The 21003-nt window shown below is 57.0% G+C and carries 12 protein-coding genes; 3 read left to right on the forward strand and 9 right to left on the reverse strand.

The genetic code is table 11. The features are described from left to right. The first annotated feature begins 52 nt into the window (after nt 1-52). Entirely contained in the window at nt 53-1615 is a 1563-nt protein-coding gene (locus tag A3850_RS03260) for a YifB family Mg chelatase-like AAA ATPase (RefSeq protein ID WP_068214161.1), read from the forward strand. Nucleotides 1616-1822: 207 nt separating this feature from the next. Here the strand turns inward: A3850_RS03260 and A3850_RS03265 are convergent, their stop codons facing one another. The 4 genes from A3850_RS03265 to A3850_RS03280 all read right to left on the reverse strand — a co-directional run bounded on the left by A3850_RS03265 (nt 1823) and on the right by A3850_RS03280 (nt 11400). Continuing rightward, a complete protein-coding gene (locus A3850_RS03265; protein WP_082921588.1) occupies nt 1823-2548 on the reverse strand; it encodes a LytTR family DNA-binding domain-containing protein in 726 nt (241 codons plus the stop codon). After that, a complete protein-coding gene (locus tag A3850_RS03270) occupies nt 2545-3711 on the reverse strand; it encodes a sensor histidine kinase (RefSeq protein WP_082921589.1) in 1167 nt (388 codons plus the stop codon). Before A3850_RS03270 ends, A3850_RS03265 begins: the two co-directional genes overlap by 4 nt. Nucleotides 3712-4000: 289 nt before the next feature. Next, complete coding sequence (locus tag A3850_RS03275) at nt 4001-10012, reverse strand: alpha-2-macroglobulin (RefSeq protein WP_068214163.1); 6012 nt, start codon at nt 10010-10012, stop codon at nt 4001-4003. Between the two features lie 197 nt (nt 10013-10209). Beyond that, nucleotides 10210-11400, reverse strand: coding sequence for an NADP-dependent malic enzyme (locus A3850_RS03280; protein ID WP_068214165.1), 1191 nt, complete (start codon nt 11398-11400; stop codon nt 10210-10212). Nucleotides 11401-11715: 315 nt separating this feature from the next. On the opposite strand from A3850_RS03280, the gene A3850_RS03285 reads away from it, so the two are divergent. Then, the gene (locus tag A3850_RS03285) at nt 11716-13077 is read left to right on the forward strand and encodes a DUF2851 family protein (RefSeq protein WP_068214167.1); all 1362 of its coding nucleotides are present in this window, start codon (nt 11716-11718) and stop codon (nt 13075-13077) included. 40 nt (nt 13078-13117) lie between these two features. Here the strand turns inward: A3850_RS03285 and A3850_RS03290 are convergent, their stop codons facing one another. After that, nucleotides 13118-13633 (reverse strand): dihydrofolate reductase, encoded by a 516-nt coding sequence (locus tag A3850_RS03290; protein ID WP_068214169.1) that lies wholly within the window; start codon nt 13631-13633, stop codon nt 13118-13120. 136 nt (nt 13634-13769) lie between these two features. Here A3850_RS03290 and priA point away from each other — a divergent pair, with 136 nt between their 5' ends. Then, nucleotides 13770-16253 carry a primosomal protein N' gene (priA, locus tag A3850_RS03295; protein WP_068214171.1) on the forward strand — a complete coding sequence of 828 codons (2484 nt, stop codon included), beginning with the start codon at nt 13770-13772 and terminating at the stop codon, nt 16251-16253. A gap of 82 nt (nt 16254-16335) precedes the next feature. Here priA and A3850_RS03300 read toward each other — a convergent pair whose 3' ends face one another. The 4 genes from A3850_RS03300 to A3850_RS03315 form a co-directional block, all read right to left on the reverse strand. Further along, entirely contained in the window at nt 16336-17322 is a 987-nt protein-coding gene (locus A3850_RS03300; protein WP_068214173.1) for an IS3 family transposase, read from the reverse strand. Further along, complete coding sequence (locus A3850_RS03305; protein ID WP_068214175.1) at nt 17319-17720, reverse strand: transposase; 402 nt, start codon at nt 17718-17720, stop codon at nt 17319-17321. The genes A3850_RS03300 and A3850_RS03305 overlap by 4 nt, the downstream gene beginning before the upstream one ends. A 74-nt stretch (nt 17721-17794) precedes the next feature. After that, complete coding sequence (locus tag A3850_RS03310; RefSeq protein WP_068214177.1) at nt 17795-18523, reverse strand: head GIN domain-containing protein; 729 nt, start codon at nt 18521-18523, stop codon at nt 17795-17797. A gap of 147 nt (nt 18524-18670) precedes the next feature. Then, on the reverse strand, nt 18671-20932 hold the full coding sequence (locus tag A3850_RS03315) for a polyribonucleotide nucleotidyltransferase (RefSeq protein WP_068214179.1): 2262 nt from the start codon (nt 20930-20932) through the stop codon (nt 18671-18673). Nucleotides 20933-21003 lie beyond the last annotated feature (71 nt).

Raw genomic sequence — 21003 nt, forward strand, 5'->3', positions numbered from 1 at the left:
CTGGCGACCTACATTTACCGCTGAAAGAGTGTGCTACAAACTAATTGTAGCCATGTTATGTACCACATTTGCCAGCGCCGTTGAAGGCGTTGATGCCCGTATGATCACCGTCGAAGTGAACGCGGGGGGCGTCGTCCAGGAGAATTCCCCCTGGTACCACGTCGTTGGCCTGCCGGATTCCGCCATCCGGGAAGGATCCTTCCGTATTGACGCCGCCGTCAAGAACTCCGGTTTGGAGCTCAGACGGATGAAGACCGTCATCAACCTGGCACCCGCCGATATCCGCAAGGAAGGCGCCGCCTACGATCTCCCGATTGCCGTCGCCTTGCTGACGGCCACGAAAGAGATCGTCGTCCCCGACATGAACGAATACATGATCATGGGCGAGCTTTCCCTCAGTGGGGAGTTGCGACCAATCAAGGGTGCCCTCCCGATTGCCATTGAGGCCCGCGCCCGTGGGTACAAGGGATTCATCCTGCCCGAAAAGAACGCCCGGGAAGCCGCCATCGTCAGTGACCTCCCTGTATACGGCGCTAAAACCCTCCGCGAAGCCGTGGATTTTCTGACGGGGACGGCCACCATCAAACCCACCGAAGTCAATACCCGGGAAGAGTTTTACCGCGACCGGACCACCCACGACGTGGACTTCAGCGACGTGAAGGGGCAGGAGAACATCAAACGCGCCATGACCATCGCCGCGGCTGGTGGCCACAACGTGATCCTGATTGGCCCTCCGGGAGCGGGGAAGACGATGTTAGCCCGTCGCTTACCGACCATTCTACCACCGTTAGATTTACGGGAGGCTTTGGAAACGACGAAGATCCATTCCGTAGCGGGTATCCTGCCTTCCGGGAAAGCCCTCATCACGCAACGGCCATTCCGGGCTCCGCACCATACCATCAGCGACGTAGCCTTGGTAGGCGGTGGGAGTTACCCTTCACCGGGGGAGATTTCCTTAAGCCACAACGGCGTCCTTTTCCTGGACGAACTACCGGAGTTCAAGCGCAGCGCCCTCGAAGTGATGCGCCAGCCAATGGAGGAGCGCCGCATCATCATCTCCCGGGCCAAAGTCACCGTAGATTTCCCCGCCGGCTTCATGTTGATCGCCAGCATGAACCCCTGCCCCTGCGGCTACTTCAACCATCCCCAGAAAGAATGCACCTGCCCACCCGGAACGGTGAAACGTTACCTCAGCAAAATTAGTGGCCCTTTACTGGATCGGATCGATTTACAGGTAGAAGTAACCCCCGTCCCCCTCGAGAAATTAGCCAGCCGTAAAACGGAGACCGAAGACAGCGCCACCATTGCCGCCCGCGTCCTGGCCGCCCGCAAAATTCAGGCCGAGCGGTACGCCGGAGAAAAAGGCATCTATTGCAACGCCCAGATGCCCAGCCGCATGGTCCGCAATCGCTGCGAGATCAACCAGGCGGGCCAAACCCTCCTCACCAACGCCATGGACCGCCTCCAACTCAGCGCCCGGGCTTACGACCGCATCTTGAAAGTCTCCCGTACCATCGCCGATCTGGAAGGTGAGGACAAAATCCTCCCTCACCACCTGGCCGAAGCCATCAACTTCCGCGGCCTCGACCGGGAAAGCTGGGGTGAAATGCGCTAAACTAAAGCGTAGCGAACGGCGAAGCCGTGCGTAGCGCCCCGTAGCGTACGGCTTTAGCCGTACACCGCGCACCGGCACGTAAAGTGCGACTTTAGTCGCACAAAGCGCGAAGCGCAAAGAGTGCGGGTGCAGCTGTGCCCACCATAGAAAGCCATCTCCACCCAAAAAATCCCGGCCCATGAAGGAACCTTAGCGAACTCCATTCCCCTACAACTTAAACTCATCAATCCGCGCCGCCAGCACCTCCCGGTAGCTCTTACCCACCGGCAACGAAGTCGTCTTCCCCTTCTCTTTCACCTCAACCATGTTACCCTGCACCGCCTCAATGCGCTTCAGGTTAACGATGTAGCTACGGTGGATCCGCTGAAAGGTATTGTCCGGCAACCGGGCGTCGAGGGATTTCATCGTTTGCAGGGTGATCACCCGGTCGTTAGGCATCCGAATGATGACGTAGTCCTTCAGCCCTTCGATGTAGACGATCTCGTCCATGTTGACGCGGACGAGTTTCTTATCGGCCTTGACGAAGAAGAAACCGGGGCCACCGTCTTCCACTTCGCCGGCGTTGGCTTTCTGGCGGAGTTCGACCTGCTCAACGGCCCGGTTGCAAGCTTGAAGGAAGCGGTCCGTACTGATCGGCTTGACGAGGTAATCCAGCGCATTCAGCTCGAAACCATCCAACGCGTAGTTGGGATACGCCGTAGTGAAGATCGTGACCGGCGGGTTTTTGAGTCCCCGCAAGAACTCCGTTCCCGTCAGCTGCGGCATGTTGATGTCGAGGAACATCAGGTCCACATCGTGTGCCTTCAGTACGTCGTTGGCCTCAAAGGCGTTATCGCATTTGGCGACGAGTTCAATCTGGGGGATCTTCTGTAGGTAAGTTTCCAGGATATCCTGAGCCAGGGGCTCGTCGTCGACAATAATGGCATTGATCATGGGTGGAATGCTTTTGTACCAGCGTTGGGCTGGAAGTTAATCGGGTGCTTTTGTGGGAGCTTCACCAAGGGCGAAGGCTGTAGTTCTAGCTGGAGGGTAACTGTATAAGTGGCGGGCGTTTCGGTAACGGACAGATCGTACGCATCCGGATAGAGCAATTGCAACCGGCGGCGCACGTTGACCAGCCCGATCCCCCCACTCGGGCGGTTGCCGTGCAATTGGGTCGGCATCACGCTGCCCTTACTGTTTACCAGCGTAAAGGTGACGTCCTGATCCTGGACATCAAGGGTTGCGTGAACGAACCCGTCCTTGATGTTGGCATTCACCCCGTGCTTAAAGCTGTTCTCCAAAAAGGGAATGAACATCAAAGGGGCTACCATCTGGTCGGCGACGTTGCCCTCTACGTGGAGTTGGATATCGATTCCCTTACGCTGGCGGAGGCGTTCGAGGTCCAGGTAGTTCTGGAGGTAATTGACTTCCTTGCGCAGCGGCACTTTCGGCTCGTTGCACTCATACAGCATGTACCGCATCATCTCCGAGAGTTTGATGACAATATCCGGAGCCTTATCGTCCTTCTTCAACGTCAGTGCGTACAGACTATTTAGGGTATTGAACAAGAAGTGAGGATTGATCTGGCTCTTCAGGAAGCGGAGTTCAGACTGCATCGTTTCGTTCTGCGCCTTCTCCTTTTTACGGTTCTGGACGATCCAGTCCACCATTATCTTCCCTACGGTCGTCAGGGCCGCCACCAGGAACATACTGACGAAGTAGCTATTCAGATTATCAAGGATGTCCTGCCGCATCCCCCCTTCCTTCGTGAAGAGGATGTACTTGATGATGAGCTTCAGTGGCGTTAGGACCACGGCTGCAGCCAGCACCAACAGGAGGTACTGCCAGATCTTGCCCCGTTTCAGGTAGTTAGGGAATAGGAACAACAGGTTGATGTAGACGATCAGCGCGTAAAAGACCAAATTGATCACCTGGCTACTCACGGAGACCCAAAAACTGTAGTTACCCGTCCGCATCTCCGTGGCGACGAGCATCATCAGGAAGGCCAGCCAACCACCCGCATGGTAGTAAGGCCGTTGAGTTAGCGTCTTTCCCAGGCTATCCAGGAAAGTCCCCGCCTGATCGGGCAACTTGTCGGTCGTGAAGGATGACATTAGGGCAAATTACGGCAAGCCGATCACATTGCCGGGTAGGCTTTCGACGGACGAGCCAATTTCGAGGATGGACAACGCTAACACGTCCCACTTACTACATAAGCCGCTACCCTATATTATTTCACCTGACTGGCTCAGGAAACAGTTTCCTTGGTAGTCGCAATCAAAACAATTCTCAAATCACATCAGCTATACCCATTGCTGTTGGTAAGGACCTGCCGTCCCTCCAGAAGTATTTCCAACCTCCGGAGGAACGACTGTACTCAGTTTCGTACAACCTACCCAACCACTACTCCTCTACCGATGCGACGGAGATCATCGCTCCACTAGTATTCGCCCCAAACTCCGGTGCGTACATACACTGGATGCGGCCTAATCCATTACTGAACGATCCGGAGAAGGTGGCAAACAGATCGTACTCAATCGTATGGGTGCCCTTCGGTAGATTGTCGAGGAAGAAGTTGGTGGCCAAATCACCCGGCGCGGCGTAGTAACCCAGCCCGTTTTGGTATTCGTAGCGGGAGAGTTGTTGCACCGGCTCAAAGGTGGCAGCGCGGCGATCCTTCAGGTGCACGTAATCCATATCGCGGTCCGACCGGACGATTAACCGCACCGTCACCCGGTCGCCGGGCTGCAGGGGGTGGTCCGCCGTAATGGGGTCAAGGCGGATACCATCTTCGGTAGCGATTCGGTGGAATAACTGTCGCTCCAGGGTTAGTGGCCCGTCATTGCTGGCTTCTACCTTCGTAGCGAGTTCCGTATACTGCCAGTAGACGCCGCCCCAGACTAGATCATTGGAGCTATTCTTTACGGAAACGGAGGCCAAGTCACGAGTCACCTCATCACCGGAGAGGCTGACTTTGAAGCTGCCCGTGGCTGCTTCGGCGGAAGCCTGGGTTTCCCTCACCCGTTGCTTCATGCGGAGGCGCCGGTTCGCCTGGGGCCAGCTCACCTGGATAGGTTGGCCATCCTTGGCCGTCCAGTCGGAACCGGAATTAAGCAGGGCGTAAACGGCCGCAGCGGTGCTCTTGGTGGTCGGCCACCGGTTGGTCCGTTTGTTGGTCAGCAGCCACAAGCGCATTTCGTCGGTCTCCTCGGTAGTGCCACCAGCTAACTGGAAAGCCTCCAGGATTCGGCAGTGGGTTTCCAGGGGGAGTTGGCTCCAACGGTAGCCCCGGCCATACTTCCAGTACATCCCGAACTCATCCTTGCGGATGGCCCGTTCGCGTAAGGATTCAACAATGGTCTGGGCGACGGCTTTGCCCGGCGCGTCACCTCCCGGAGCGGCTCCCATCGAAGCAACTAAGGCTTGCTCGTACAACCCGTAGTCCGTCCACATTTTGAGGACCTGCTTGCGGTAGAAGTCGTAAGCCTGCCGCTGGTTCTTTCCCTCTACGGGATCGGTACCGGCAAGGGCGCGGGCGTACAGGTAATGAACGGTCAGGCTTCCTGGGCGGTAGGCCTCAGGGTCAAACTCATCGTTACCCGCTTCCCGCTCCATCAGCTTACGGTAATCCTTGGCTAATTCTTGGTCCAGGAAGCGGACGGCTTGGTTAAGGATACGGTCCACCTTATCCGTCTGGTCCGGGGTAATGACGCCGAGTTGGCGCATCCGGGCGAGGGTTTCCACGACGTACTGAGTGATGTACCGGTTCTCGGGGCCACCGGGGAACCAACTATAGTAGCCACCATTATCCTGCCGCTTGGCCAGCTTATCCAACGCCTGCGTCTGGCTGGCGGCCAGCGTTTTCAGGTCGAACAGATTAGCAATTCGGGCCCGTTGTTCGGCTTCGGACTGGGCGGCGCGCACCCAGGGCGTTTCCGTGAGCAGGGCATTCTTCAGGGTTGGATTGCGCTCCAGTTCGCTCTTCAACGCGTCCGGATCGGCCTGCCACTTACGGAAGACCTCTTCAAGGACGGGTTTGTCACTCACCGTCACGAAAGCCAATTGGTTAGCGAAGTAGCGGTTGGCCACCTGCTCGGTACAATCGTAAGGGTACTCCATCAGGTAGGGCAACGCCTTGAGCGCCATCCAGGCAGGGTTGGTCGTTGCTTCGAACGTGTACCCAACGTGTTGGAGGGTGTTGCTATCGTAGCCATCCAGGAGCGGCAGGGTAACCTCTTTGTCGGTATTCTTCTTCAGGTAAAAGGCTTGGCTCACGGTAATGAGCGTCCGGTCGGTCAGGACGGGGAATACGTTTTCTTCGCCGTCGGAAAAACTGCCGGCCCGGGCGATCACCCGGTAGCCGAGTGGCCCCCGGCTAGCGAAACCGTCGGGAATGTTCAGCGGGAAACAGAAGGTCTTTCCACTATTGGCCCCTACTATTTGCTCCTCAATACATTCCCCGGCACCTGCGGCAGCGCCCACGTTGATGACTTCGTTCGTTTCGGGGTTGAAGAACTCGATGGTGGCGCGCACCCGCATATCCTGTTCAGTCAGATTGTTGACCCGCGCGGTCAGTTCCAGCGCATCGCCTTCCCGGAGGAAGCGGGGCACGTTGGGCAGGATCATCAGTTCCTTTTGGGTGACAATCTCCCGCTCGGAGTACCCGTAGTTCAACTCCTGGTCGTGGGTAAGCACGCGGAAGCGCCACCGCGTCAGGGCCTCCGGGCTCGTGAACGATACGACGAGATCGCCGCCATCATTCGTCGTGAGCTCTGGAAGCCAGAAGGCGGTTTCCTGAAGGTTTTTGCGGAGGGATACTTCACCCTCAGGCGCCGTTTGGTCCGCTTTGTCGTTAGGAGTGGCGGGGGCGGGCGCCGCAGCCGTTTTCACCAGGGCCGTTTCTTCGACCACGTCTGCAGACATCATGGATTCCGCCTCCATGGCGGGTGCGCCCGCCTCATTCCGAAACTCCCGCACCATCGCCCGGCTCCCCCTCAATCTTACGAGGCCTCCGTAAAAATTCCAACTGAAGGGCGAGAGATCAAGCTCTGGTTGCTCGGCATCTTTGCTCACCGTGGTCTTTACGGAAGGAATATCCACGTAGCTACTTCGGCTCCCCCGCAGGACCATACTGGCAAAATTGCGGTAACGATCAATCCCGGGATACGGGCTGAGTGACCAGCGATTAGCCGGCGTGATCTGGTCCAAGCTCATGTCGTACATCGAGGCGAGGGCCGCCGCGTTTACGGGAGACCCATCGGCGTTACGGATCGTCAGCGTCCAGGTTTCCGGCGTGCCGGGGCGGAGCTTGTCGCGGAAGGTGGCGTAATCGACGCTCAGTTCCTTATTCTCCCAACCAAAGTCCAGGTTAAAGCGATCCTGGTGCAGTTCACCACCGTGAACGAAAGCAAGGTCCAGTACAATCCCACCGCGGTCCTCATCCGTCGGGACGTAGGAAATGGTAGCTGTTTTATTGGCTGCTACCTTACCGGTCGTTACGCCCCGCCGACTAAGAAAACTGTAAGTAATGTGAGGTAAGGCCTCAGCGGCCACCAGTTTAAAAGTGATGGCTTGGCCCGGTTGTACCGTTGGTGATTGGCGTTCGATGGTGTACAACATCCCTTCTGGTAACTGCTCTCGCTCAAGATCGCTTACCGTGAAGGTGAGTGGCTCGCCGGCGGTTCCGTCCGGGTAGGCCCAGTCGATGCGGTAATGGCCGGGCGCGTAGCCGTCGAGTTTGATCTTTTCAGTTCCCTTTCCTTCCGTTATTTGTAGGGCTCGAGCGGAAACAACCCGATTGATTACCGGCCAATCCTTTAGATCAGCAGGCTCCTCGGCGGGGAGTTGAGGGAATAGATTTCGGTACTCCGTGGCACTCAGCAACGGGCGGTCCGGGAAGCCCCACTTTCTGTTTTCGAGCGTGGCGTCCGGCTTCGATACTCGCGAGATAGAATAGTTGATCGCGAGCGATTCATCACTACCCGCGGCCTTGATGGTAAGGGTATCACCTACTTCGAGGGAGCCATCCACCGAAAGGCCGACAGAAGGTTTAGTGCTGCGCAGGCTGGTCGTTGTGCTAGCCGAGTGGGTCTCACCGGTCGCATCGGCAACATCTACTTCAATGATGTACTGGTAACCGATCCGGCGTTTGGCGAGATTTTCGTCCGGGGTGAAGGACAGGCTAAAAGCACCATCCTCATCCGTTTCTGTTTCTCCGAAACTGACGAGTTCGCGATCCCCACTGCCGCCGCCGCGCGACCACCAGTACCAGCGGCGTTGCTCGACGAAAACCCGGTAGTTCACCTTGGCGTCGTTTACCGCGGGGCCGGCGAATAGATTGGCCTGGCCAGTGATCTCCGCGGCCTCACCACCCACCACGTAGTCCGGGCCCTCGAGCTCTACCTGGAAGCGGGGGCGCTTGTATTCTTCTACGCGAAATGACGCCCCTCCCCCATCGGTCTCCAGGCGAAAAACGCCCGTCAGGCCGCTTTCCGGCAGCACGAAGGAAACGTTGAAGCGGCCGTACTCGTCACTACTGGCCGTCTTGACTTCCACTTCCTGGTAGTTGGCATCGCGCAGTTGAATCTTTCGTTCCTCACCCGTCAGCAAGCTGGGCATTTGGCGGCGGTCCTTCAGCATCGTGATACCGTAGACGTGGACGGTCTGGCCGGGGCGGTAGATGGCCCGGTCGGTGAATAGCGGGGTGAAGTTCGTTTCTCGGTTACGGTTCCGACGGTCATTATCGTACACGTATTGGTTTGGCGTGATCAGCACGTCCTCGCCCCGCCGCAGGGTGATGTAGATCTGCTGGCGGTTTACGTTTGGAACGGTGAAGCGGCCTTCCTGATCAGTCCGTACCGATCGTACCTGTTTCCAGTCGCCGCTGCGGCGGTTTTCCCGGGCGAACACGGTCACCTCCACACCGGGGCGGGGTGCACCGGTAGTGAGGTCCTGCACTTCGTAATAATCTTCCTCGCCATCGTCGAACTTGACCAGCGCCAAACCACTCACCTGGAAGGGCGTCACGCCGAGAGATTTGGGGTCGTTAAAGCGGCCGTTATAACTCGTCAGCAGAACGTAGGCACCGAGACGTTGCTCGGGCAGCCAGGTTTCGGTCCGGTGGGGTTGGTAGTCATCATTGGCCGGCAGATCGAAGGTTTTTTCGGCGACCGGCGTGCCGCGGAGTAACTTCTTCAGTACCTTATCATCAAAGCTATTGGCGGAGAAGTTTACGTAGCGGCTCTCCGGCAGCCGGTACAGCCGGTGATGCACGGCCGTCACGTTGCGGTAGCCGTGTTCCAGCAAGATGTTGCGGCCCTCTCGGTACACCTTCTGGGCAGTCGTCGAAAGCGACTGCGCAGTAATGTTGGCCCGGAGGCGCTGCACGTCGTTCTGTATTTCTGCGTCCTGGTCCTTAATTAATTCAAGCACTTCCAGCGCTTTGACGAGCGGTAGCTTTAGCTCCGCGGGTGGCTGGTTAACGTACAGGTTGGCCTTCAGCAACAGGAATAGATCTCGGCCCCGAACGCCGGCGTACCGAGCGTAACTGCGGTCGATTGCTGAGAGGTAGTCTTCCGCCTTGGCACCGAGCTGGCGGACGTACACGAGGCGGCGGTAATCCGCACGCAGTAAGCCTTCTCCACCACTTTTCAGGTGGTAACGAAGCTGCTCCTGGTGCAATTTCAGGCGGCGGGCCGGGCCGGTCTGCTCGTCCAGATCACTGAAATCCAAGGCCACGAAATCTTCGGGTGCGGCTAACCAGGCGGGCGCTGCCGCGGGTGCGGTGTTGTTGACAACGAGCAACGGATTGTTGAGGAGGTTGCCAATATCTTCCGTCAGGGCGTCAAATAAGGTAGCGTCCTGCGGGTCATTATTGGGATTGCGAACGATGGCCGGCAGGGCGGAAAGGCGCGTCCGCTGCGCTCCCGCTTCCCGGATGGCGGCGTATAGGTACCGATCGGCCGCGTCCGCTAGCTGGCGGAGGTTCCAGTCCTCGAGTGGCGTATCGATGGTGTGTGGGGTATCGTCCGTCGTAGCCGTTGCGTTCCGGAGGCGGTAGGATTGCTGTTGGGCGTAGGCGTAGTATCCCTTACCGATCAGGTAATTAAGGATCGGGCTGACGACGGGCCGGTTGCGGTTGGCCGCCAATTCACTGAGGAGGAGCTTTAGTGTTGCTTCGGCGCCCTCTTCCTCGAGCTCCAGTGTATAGGCTGCCCGGTGCATGAGGGCTTTGACGATGTCGTCCTCATCTCCCGCGCTGGCGGCTTTCCCGTACAGATCGTCGGCCCTTTGGAGGGCGGAGCGGTACTTCCCTTCGTTGGCTAGCTTTTCGATTTCCCGGTAGTCCTGTGAGTAATCCTGGGCCATAAGTAGCGAACTGAAGAGAAAGGTGATGAGGAAAATGAGGTGACGCATGGCGTTGAAAATTAAGTCCGTTAAGATAGGGGAACGGTTGGGGTAGTCAGTAGATAGTTCCTTCCCAGGATGCTGGGGCCGGTCAAAATGCACATAGAGAGGGTGTGAAAATGGGGTTCGTTCCATTTATTCAGGTGTCGTCCTGTTTACCACCTATTGCTGGGCACCTGCGGCAGCGCCCGTTTGATCTAATTGGTCTACCCCCGCTGGCCGAACTCTTCGATGGCCACGCGGCGCACCTCATCGGCCACCCGCCAGGCCACCTGCTCGTCAAGTGTGGGAGGGATGACGCCGTCGACGGTCGGGTTACGGATGTGTTCTGCGATGGCGTGGGCGGCGGCCAGTTTCATATTGGGCGTGATGCGCGGCGCACGGGCGTCGAGGGCCCCACGGAAGATGCCGGGGAAACCAAGGACGTTATTGATCTGATTCGGAAGATCACTCCGGCCAGTACCGACGATGGCAGCGCCACCCGCCTTGGCTTCTTCGGGCATGATTTCCGGCGTGGGGTTGGCCATCGCGAAAATGATGCTGTCGCGGGCCATCGTAGCGATGTCGTTGCGGTCCAACAGATCAGCGATGGAGACGCCGATGAAGACATCCGCGCCAACAAGGGCATCCTTCAGCGTACCTTCTTCATCGTTCTCGTTCGTGAATTCCAGGAGCTCAATCTTGGCGTAATTAAGGTTATCCCGCTTGCGGTGGATGATGCCCTTGCTATCGCAAACCACGATGTTTTTCACCGGCGTAGCGTAAGCGGAATCCGGATTATCGACGGCCTTGAGCAGGCGGGCAATCGCGATTCCCGCAGCACCGGCACCGTTGATGACGACCTTGAGGTCCTCCATTTTCTTGTTGACCAGTTTGCAGCCGTTAAGCAGCCCCGCTAGGGTAACGATGGCGGTACCGTGCTGATCGTCGTGGAAAACGGGGATGCCCAGATCCTGCAGCCGGCGCTCAATCTCGAAGCTGCGGGGCGCGGAAATATCCTCCAGATTAACCCCACCAAAAACGGGAGCGATGAGCCGGACGGTCTCGACGATCTTGTCGGTATCCTGGGTATCTAAACAGATGGGGAAAGCATCGATGTTAGCGAAGCGCTTGAAGAGCATCGCCTTTCCCTCCATAACCGGGATGGAGGCCGCCGGGCCAATATCACCAAGCCCGAGCACGGCCGAACCATCCGTGACGATGGCTACCGTATTACTCTTGATGGTGTACTTGTAAACGTCGTCCGGATTAGCGGCGATGGCGCGGCAGGGTGCGGCTACGCCGGGGCTATAAACGAGGGAGAGATCGTCCTTACTCCGCACATCCATTTTAGCGGAGACGCGGATTTTCCCCTTGAGGGAGCGGTGGAGGTTCAGGCTTTCTTCAAAATAATTCATGCGTGGTGATTCGGTTAAGGCTCAGCGAAAAGAATAGATGATGGTGTGCTTCAGACAACAGCAATGCGGCACGCGGCCCGAACCTCATATTGCTTCGGTCGGCTACGGCTACGCAAGACTAACAAAAATTGCTCTATATGTTCGGGCCCTCCCCTGAATAATGCGGACCTGGTGGGCAACACCAATTAAACCTACAAAACAAACCACCTTCTTAAAAGTAAAACTATTTGTTTAATTAATCACTCCGAATTACCTTTGGCCTAGGAAAACTGTTTGAAAAGTTTAGAGCCGCGCTGCAAAGCATCTACCATGCACATGCGCGAAGATTTTATCCATTTCCTCTGGCGCCAGGCCCGCTTCAATTTGCGGGACTTACAAACGACGACCGGAGCCCCCCTGAGTATTCAACATTTTGGCACCCACAACCACGATGCTGGCCCGGACTTTAGTGCCGGCCAGGTGAGGATCGATGGCGTCCAGTGGGCTGGCCACATTGAAATGCACGTCAACGCCAGCCAGTGGTACGAGCACGGCCACGATTCGGATCCGGCCTACGACAACGTCATTCTCCACGTTGTATTTGAGGAAGACCGACCGGTTTACCGCCGCAACGGGCAGCGGATCCCCTGCCTGGAATTACACGGTCGCATCCCCCCAAACCTCTACAAGTCTTATTGGCGGCTCCAGCACAACGAGTACTGGGTCCCTTGCCAGCACCAGCTTCACTTGGTCAGCGACCCCGTAAAAACGCAGTGGCTGGGTACGCTCCTCAACGAACGCCTTGCCGAAAAGAGTCAGCGCATCACCGAACGCCTCGCTGCCAACGGGCGAGACTGGGAGGATACCTTCTACCAATCCCTGGCCCGGAGTTTGGGTGGCCGGGTGAACGCGGACGCCATGGAGATGCTCGCCCGGTCCCTTCCCTTAAGAATTCTGCTGAAGCATAAGCATAGCCTTATCCAACTGGAAGCTCTGTTTTTTGGTCAGTCCGGATTACTTCCTGAACCAGGTGAAGAGGAAGACGCATACGTGACCCTGTTGCGGCGGGAATACCAGTTGCTGCGGACCAAGCATTCTCTACGGCCTGTCCCTGCGACAGCCTGGAGATACCTACGGTTGCGGCCCAATAACTTTCCGACGATCAGGATTGCTCAACTCGCGACGATGGTATTCCGCACCGGCCAGCTTTTCGGCAAAACCCTGGCGGCCGCTAATGCGAAAGAGCTATCCAACATGTACGAGGTAGAACTCTCCAACTATTGGCGCACTCACTATCGGTTCGGCAAGACTGGCAAAGCTGGCAAACGACGCTTAGGGGTGGACATGATCAACTCCATTCTCCTCAATACGGTCGCGCCCGCCCTCGTTTCTTACAGTCATCACCGGCTCGATGAGCGGTACTTGGAACGCGCCGTTGGCCTTCTGGAGCAACTACCGGCGGAGAACAATAAGATTATCCGCAAGTGGAAACAGTTGGGCTTCGAAGCCAAAAACGCCGGGGAAAGCCAGGCACTCCTCCACCTGAAGAAGCAATACTGCGAACCCACCCGTTGCACCGATTGCGCCATCGGCTGTACGCTACTCACCAAGACCTTTGACAATCTGGACGCGCAACCTCTGCTCACCCTCAACGAAGAGGCCGTCGTCTACGGTGTACTAGCGGATGAGCGAGCTTGAATGAACGGATTACCCTAATGAACGAACATTGAGCATGAGCCTACCGCCGTTCCCACCGGCTAAACCGGTAGGCCAGTTCATTCTTACCGTGAGGGCGGTGGGCCTCACTCCACACTTCCTTCCAATCCGCAGGGTCGAGCTTGGGAAAAAAGGCATCCCCGTCTTCGATCTCCGCATCCACGATGGTGAGGTAAACCGTTGACACGAGGTCCAGGCTCTGCTTGTACAACTCCCCCCCACCGATAATGAAGGACTGGTCGGACTCCAGCACGGAAGAATGGTTCAGGGCCTCCGCCAGACTGTGGGCGATCACTACCCCCGTTGCGGTAAAGAAAGCATCGCGAGTAAGGACGACGTTCGTGCGCTTCGGAAGCGGCCGGCCGATGCTGCGGAAGGTCTTCCGCCCCATGATAACGGGGTGGCCCAGCGTAACGGATTTGAAAAACTTGAGATCGGCCGGTAAGTACCAGGGGATGTCCCCATCTTTGCCGATGGTACCTTTTCGGTCCGTCGCAACGATGGCGGATAGTTGGGGGGCTTGCCGGCTTGTACTCATGGCGTGAAGGTATAAAGCGACCGGCCAAAGCGACCGCCATTGCCAGGAAGAAAACGGTGCGGCACCAGAAAATGACGGGCTAGTGGTTCAACTATCTGCCCTGGCTCAACGTACTTTTACAACAAATACTTTCAATTTGCCTGCTCCTCCAACTACGCCAGACGACCTCAGCCAAGCCGGCACGGTGTACGCGGAGGTGATCGTACCACTTGCGGTGAAGGATACCTATTCCTTCGCCGTACCCGAAGAATTGGTGGGTGGGGTGAAGCGTGGTCTCCGCGTTGAGGTACAGTTCGGTAAGAACAAGCACTATACCGGGATTATTGATCGGCTCCACGCGCAGCGGCCGGACCACCAGGTAAAGGAGATTCTCAGCGTCATCGACGTGGAGCCCTCCGTCACCGAAAAGCAACTCCAACTCTGGCGGTGGATGGCGGACTATTACGTCTGCAACATCGGCGAAGTGATGACGGCCGGCCTACCAAGCCACCTGAAACTGACGAGTGAAACCATCGTCACCCTCGGGCCGCTCTTCAGCGAAGACGCTACCGAACTGGACGACGAGGAATACATGATCGTGGAAGCCCTGACCATCCAGCAGGAGCTCTCCCTGAAAAACATTCAGGACATCCTCCAGCGCAAGGTGATTCTCCCCGTCATCCGGCGGCTGATCGATCGGCGGGTAATTCTATTACAAGAGAACCTGGTGGAGCGCTATAAGGCCAAAAAGATCGCCTGTGTCCGCCTAACCGAACAATTCACTCCGGAAGAAACCTGGAACGATGCCTTCGAACTCGTTTCCCGCTCCGAAAAGCAAACGGAAGTATTGCTGGAGTACGTCCAACTCTTCCGCACCATCCCCTTCGTCCGGCGGGCGGACCTCACCAAGCGGACGGGAAATTCATCTTCCGTGATCAATCAAATGGTCAAAAAGGGCGTCTTCGAACTCTACGAACAGGAGATCAGCCGCATCTCCGCCGCCGAATCGATTCAGGATGGGAATCACCCCTTAAGCCCCCAGCAAACTTCCGCCCTGAGTGAGATTCGGGATGCGCACGCCGCGAATAAGCCCGTACTCCTCCACGGCGTTACCGGCAGCGGGAAGACCAGGGTGTACGTGGAACTGATTAAGGAAACGCTGGACCGGGGGCAGCAAATGCTCTACCTCTTACCGGAAATTGCCCTGACGAGTCAGATCGTCAAACGCATCCAACAGGTGTTGGGGGATAAAGTCGTCGTCTACCACAGCCGCCTCAGCAGCATGGAACGCGTGGAGATCTGGCAGGCGGTACTGCGGGGGGAGAAATCCATCATCGGCGCCCGGTCGGCGGTCTTCCTGCCCTTTAAAGATCTTGGCTTGGTGGTAGTGGACGAGGAGCACGACCCCAGTTTCAAGCAGCAGGAGCCCAACCCGCGCTATAATGGCCGGGACGTTGCAGTCTTCCTGGCTCACCTGCACGGCGCCAAAACCATTCTCGGAACGGCTACGCCCAGCCTCGAAAGCTGGGAGAATACCACCCGGGGGAAGTACCGGCTGGTGAGTATGCCGGAGCGGTTTGGAGGCATCCAACTCCCCAAAATGTTGGTCGCCAACGCCCGGGAGACCAACGAGAAGGGAGTAGCTCACCCGTTCTTCACCCCTACCCTGCTCACTGAGATCAAAGCGACGCTGGCGCGTGGGGAACAAGTGATTTTGTTCCAGAACCGTCGGGGTTTCGCCCCCACTTACTTCTGCCCGACCTGCGACCTCACGGTACAGTGCGTCAACTGCGACGTGAGCCTGACTTACCACCGGTACCGGGACCAATTACGTTGCCACTGCTGTGGCTACTCCCGCTCCAAACCAGATTCCTGCCCGGCCTGCAATAGCGTGGGCATGAAGCTCAGCGGTACCGGCACCGAAAAGATAGAGGATGAGCTCAAGATCTTCCTCCCGGAGGCACGAATCGCCCGCATGGACCTCGATACTACCCGTGGTAAGGAAGCCCTCGGTAAACTCATCGGCCGCTTCGAAGCCGGGGAACTGGACATCCTCGTAGGCACCCAAATGGTCACGAAAGGCCTGGACTTTGAGCGGGTCGGCCTGGTGGGCATCATCAACGCCGATCAGATCCTGCATTACCCGGACTTCCGGGCCGATGAACGAGCCTATCACCTCATGACCCAGGTTGCCGGACGAGCGGGCCGTCGCCACCGGCGCGGGAAGGTCATTATCCAGGCAATGGATCTGCAGCACGTCATCCTGAAAAACGTGGTCGGGGGAGAGTGGAAGGAATTCATCGATCGGGAACAGACCAACCGCCGGGAAGCGGCCTTCCCACCCTACGTAAAAATGATGCACCTGCAACTCCGCCACCCACAACGGGGCAGGACCGAGGAAGCCGCCAAGTTGTTACATTCCTGGCTGGCGCCGGTGCTAGGCGGAATGATCACGGCCCCCTTCGAACCCAGCGTCGCGCGGTTGCGGACCTATTACTTACAGGACATGGTCGTCCGTGTCCAACCCATCCCCAGCGAGGTGAAGCGGGTGAAGGGTATTTTGCGCAAGGCCATCGCTCACCTGAACGTAGCACCGAAGCTGACGGGGGTGAGGGTGGTGTTGGACGTAGATCCTTATTAGATTTTAGACGCTAGAAGTTGGATTTTATACAATCTTGTGCCTAACCAAATAGCGTTGACAGATTAATAATGAAGTCGCGCCATTACGCACGACGGTTTTTAAATTTTTCCTCAGTTAGGTACTTGACACCGGCGGGGAGTATTTGCCCACGCCCCTCACGGGCATACTTGCCGGGCGTGGGTAAATACTTCACGACGGTTGGGCACAGGTCTTCATTCACCCCCTGGCCGTCCTTGATCAAGAGCGCATAGCGGTAGCCTGGCTGATCCGATCGCCAGCCGGCCACAAAGGCTTTGGGACTGCTTCGCAACGGCAACCTTCCGTGGATCCGTTTGGTATTATAGTGCTTCACGGCTCTGTTTACCAGGCGCTTTAGCTGGTCAAAGTCTTTGGGTTGCCAGTGGTCGAGGTACTCTTGTTTGATCACACCGTTGAGGCGTTCAGCGTAAGCATTGTCCAGCGCTACGTCGCACATACTACTTGAGATGCCTCTGCTACGCAGTCGTTCGACGAACTGACGACTACGATACTGCGAACCACCATCGCTGTGGAAGATGAGACCCTGTAGATCTGACTGACCACACTGGCGAAAAGCGCTTTCCAAGGCAGCGATGTTTGCCGTTGCCAGTAGGTGTTTGCTCGTATGGACACCTACGATCTGACGGCTATAAACGTCAATGATGAAGGTGATGTAGTAAAAGCTATTGTTGATGCGATAGTACGTCGTATCGCTCTGCCATACTTGGTTAACCCCATTGATAATCAGTTCTTTAATTAAATTAGGATAGCGATAGGACCCCGATCGGGTTACCCGCACGTAGTTGCGTTTACGGACTAGGGCATAGCCACGCCGGGTCATCTCACGGCAGAATGCGTTGCGCGAGATATGCCGCGGCCGTAGCATACTCCAGGCTTTCTGTAGGCCCAGGCCGGGGTGTTCTCTGCGCAACAGTTTTAACTGAGACTCAGCTCCGTTCATGGCATCCTCGTACTTAGCTCGGCGCTTCCAAAAAGCAGCGTGAGCTTGTCGACTAACGCCCAAGGCTAAATAGATCGTTTGCTTCGTCATTGGCTCTTCTTTTTGCTCGAAGAGTCGGCTGAGCGCAGTGTGGAAGCAGCTTTTTTTTTGAACTCCGGCATCTCCTCTTCGTAAATGGCCAGCATTCTCGTTTTGTGGTCAAGTTGAATGGCCATCCGACCGAGGAGGGCTTGCTGTTCGGCGAGCTGACGTTGCAGTTCTGCAAGCTTAGCAGTTTGACTATTGGGGACTTCGACGATAACGGCATTCTTCTTGGCCATGCTACTGTATTTAGCGATCCAGTTGTAGATCGTTTGATAAGATACGCCGTAAAGCTGGACCATTTGCTTGACACTAAAGGTGCCCTCCTCAAAATCTTTGACGCGGGCTCGTTTGAAGCACTCGCCGTAGCGCTTGGTGGGACGGATCTTCCGATTTTTTGTTGACATTTCGATGCATTGGTGTCAACGTATTTGGTTTAGGACATCTAGCGTCTAAAATCTAGGTTCCAGCGTCTACCATTTTACTGCTTGCGCACCTTCCCGCCGGAGCTGGCGTCAGAATTGACCTGAGCAGGAGTCCCGGAATACCGGATGCTTCCACCAGAGCTTGCGTCGGCCCGCAACTTTTCGGTGACGTGGATCTCAATGTCGGCGCCGGAGCTGACGTCTGCATCGACTTCCTGTGCAGTGGCTTCGGTGGCGTCAACATTTGCGCCGGAACTAGCTTCGGCACGGAGGCGATTGATGGTTCCTTTGACAATGACTTCGCCGCCACTACTGGCGTCTATCCGTGCTGCTTCACCGGAGAACATGACGCGTACTTTGGATCCACTGCTGCTTTCCAGGCGCAGCGTCTCTCCCCGGAAACTGCCTTTGGTGTAAATGTCAGCGCTACTTGAGGCGTCTACCTTGGTCAGTTCCGGCATGGTGATGTATACCTCAATATTTTCCTTCTGGCGGACCTGCACCTTATCCCTGAAACCAATGTCAAGCGTCGTTCCGAGCACCTTGGTTTCGATGTATTCCATCAGATTGCTTTCCGCCTTGATGAGGACGGAAAATTCGTTCCCCTGAGTGATTTCCACATTCATGCTGCAGCAGGCCTTGATGCCATCAAAATCTTCGAGGTCGCGTTTGTCTTCAGTTACCTCGCCGTTTCCGCGAATGGTTTTGTTCCACCCCCAGTTCTGAGCCTGGGTGCTGGCGGTGGTGAATAGGGTAACGAGGAGGAGCGTGTATAGAATTCTCATAGTTCTTATTGGTGTGTTTGGCTTGAAGGACGAGCCAGTCAATCCAGGGTTGCACCAAATATAAAAACGCCGCCCTCCCATTGCTGGGAGGACGGCGCTTTTGTGTTGGATTCGGAGGTAAACACCCGAATGCATCTGGGTGACGGATTAGTCACGGCGATCGCGGCGGTCTCCGCGGCGTCCACCACCACGGCGGTCTCCACGGTCACCACGGTCGCGGCGGGGGCGGTCCTTGGCGGCCTGGCGCTCGGCGGCGAGTTCCTCATCCGTGGGGATGGTTCCGTCGGCGCGGGGCATGATGGCCTTGCGGCTGAGGCGGAGTTTACCGGTGCGCTCGTCGATATCGACGATCTTAAAGGTCACCTCGTCGCCTTCGCTGAAGGCATCCTCAACGTTATCGATGCGGCTGTGGCTCATTTCGGAGACGTGCAGCAGGCCGTCCTTTCCACCCTCGAAGCCTACGAATACACCGTAGGGCATAATGGTCTTGACGGTACCGGTGTAGACACCACCCACTTCGGGAGTAAAGGTGATCTTCTTGATCCGGGCAACGGCGTCGTCGATGCTGTCCTTATCGCTGGAGGCAATGGAAACGTGGCCCTTACCATCGATCTCTTCGATGTTGATGTTGGTACCGGTCATTTCCTGGAGCTCCTGGATGATCTTACCACCAGGTCCGATTACGGCACCGATGTAAGACTTCTCGATGACGAGCTTGACGATCCGTGGGGCGTGGGCCTTCAGGTCGGCAGCGGGCTCAGCGATGGTCTTGGCCATTTCACCGAGGATGTGGAGGCGGCCTTCGCGGGCCTGGTCCAACGCCTGCTGGAGTTGCTCGTAGGGGAGGCCGTCGATCTTGATGTCCATCTGGCAGGCCGTGATACCCTTTTCGGTACCGGTCAGTTTGAAGTCCATATCACCGAGGGCGTCCTCGTCGCCGAGGATGTCGGAGAGGATGGCAATCTTGCCACCTTCAGCGACCATACCCATCGCGATACCGGCAACGGGGCGCTTGAGTTTCACGCCACCATCCATGAGGGCCATGGAGCCGGCACAAACAGTTGCCATTGAAGAGGAACCGTTGGACTCCATGATGTCGGATACCAAGCGGATCGTGTGCGTCATCTCGTCGGGCAGTACCTGGCGGATGGAGCGGTGGGCGAGGTTGGCGTGGCCAACTTCCCGGCGGCCGGGGCCGCGCATTGGCTTGGTCTCACCTACGGAGTAAGCGGGGAAGTTGTAGTGGAGGATGAAGTCCGCGTAGCTGTTTTCGTACGCGATGTCCACCATCTGCTGGTCGGTCTTCGTACCGAGGGTGAGGCTGGTCAGGGACTGGGTCTCACCACGGTTGAAGATGGCCGAACCGTGAGCGGAGGGCAGGTAGTCGATCTCCGTCCAGATATCACGGACCTGGTCGAACTTACGGCCGTCGAGGCGGACGCTTTCGTTGAGCATCAGGTCACGGATGGTCTTCTTCTGGATCTTGTCGTAAGCAGCGCTGAGGTCAGCCTTGTTTTCGGCGACCCACTCTTCTCCTTTTTCTTCGAGGACGGCTTCCTTGTAGTCCGCCTTCACTTGCTTGAAGGCATCCTTACGCTGGGCCTTGTTGAGGGCACCACGGGCAACTTCCTGGATTGCGGCTTTCACCTTTCCTTCCACGTAGTTGATGATCTCTTCGGATACCTGGTGGATATCCACTTCGCGGGTAGTGGCTTTGTCGCCCACCATTTCGCGGAGTTCGAGCTGTGCCTTACACTGGGCCTTGATGGCTTCGTGGCCTACTTTGAGCGCTTCGATAATGGACGCTTCGTCCACTTCCTTGCCTTCACCTTCTACCATCATGATGTTATCCGCGTCGGCGGCAACGATAAGGTCGAGGTCGGCGTCCTTCAGTGCGGAACGGTCGGGGTTAACGACGTACTCACCGTCGATGCGAGCCACGCGGCACTCGGAGATCGGCCCGGCGAAGGGGATGTTCGAGGTGACGAGGGCGGCGGAAGCGGCGAGGCCGGCCAGGGCATCGGGCATCACCTCGGGGTCGAGGCTGATGAGGTTGATGATCACCTGCGTATCGAACATGTAGCCCTTCGGGAAGAGGGGGCGGATGGCACGGTCGACGATCCGCGAGATCAGGATCTCGTAATCGTTCAGGCGGGTTTCGCGGCGGAAGAAGTTACCGGGGATGCGGCCGGCGGCGGCAAACTTCTCCTGGTAATCCACGCTGAGAGGGAAGAAGGACTGGCCTTCGCGCACGCTCGTCCCGGAAACAACGGAACAGAAAAGCATGGTTTTGCCGCACTTTACGACAACGGAACCATTGGCCTGCGTGGCCAACTTACCGGTTTCGATGGTGACTTCCCGGCCGTTCGGCAGGTCGAAGCTCACCGTCATTGGGGTCTTATTACCCATAATATGAATGTGACTTAGTTAAATATTTACGTTTGGTCCGCCAGCCCGTAGGCCGGCCTTATCCACCCTTT

The sequence above is a fragment of the Lewinella sp. 4G2 genome, from assembly GCF_001625015.1.
Taxonomy (GTDB): Bacteria; Bacteroidota; Bacteroidia; order Chitinophagales; family Saprospiraceae; genus Neolewinella.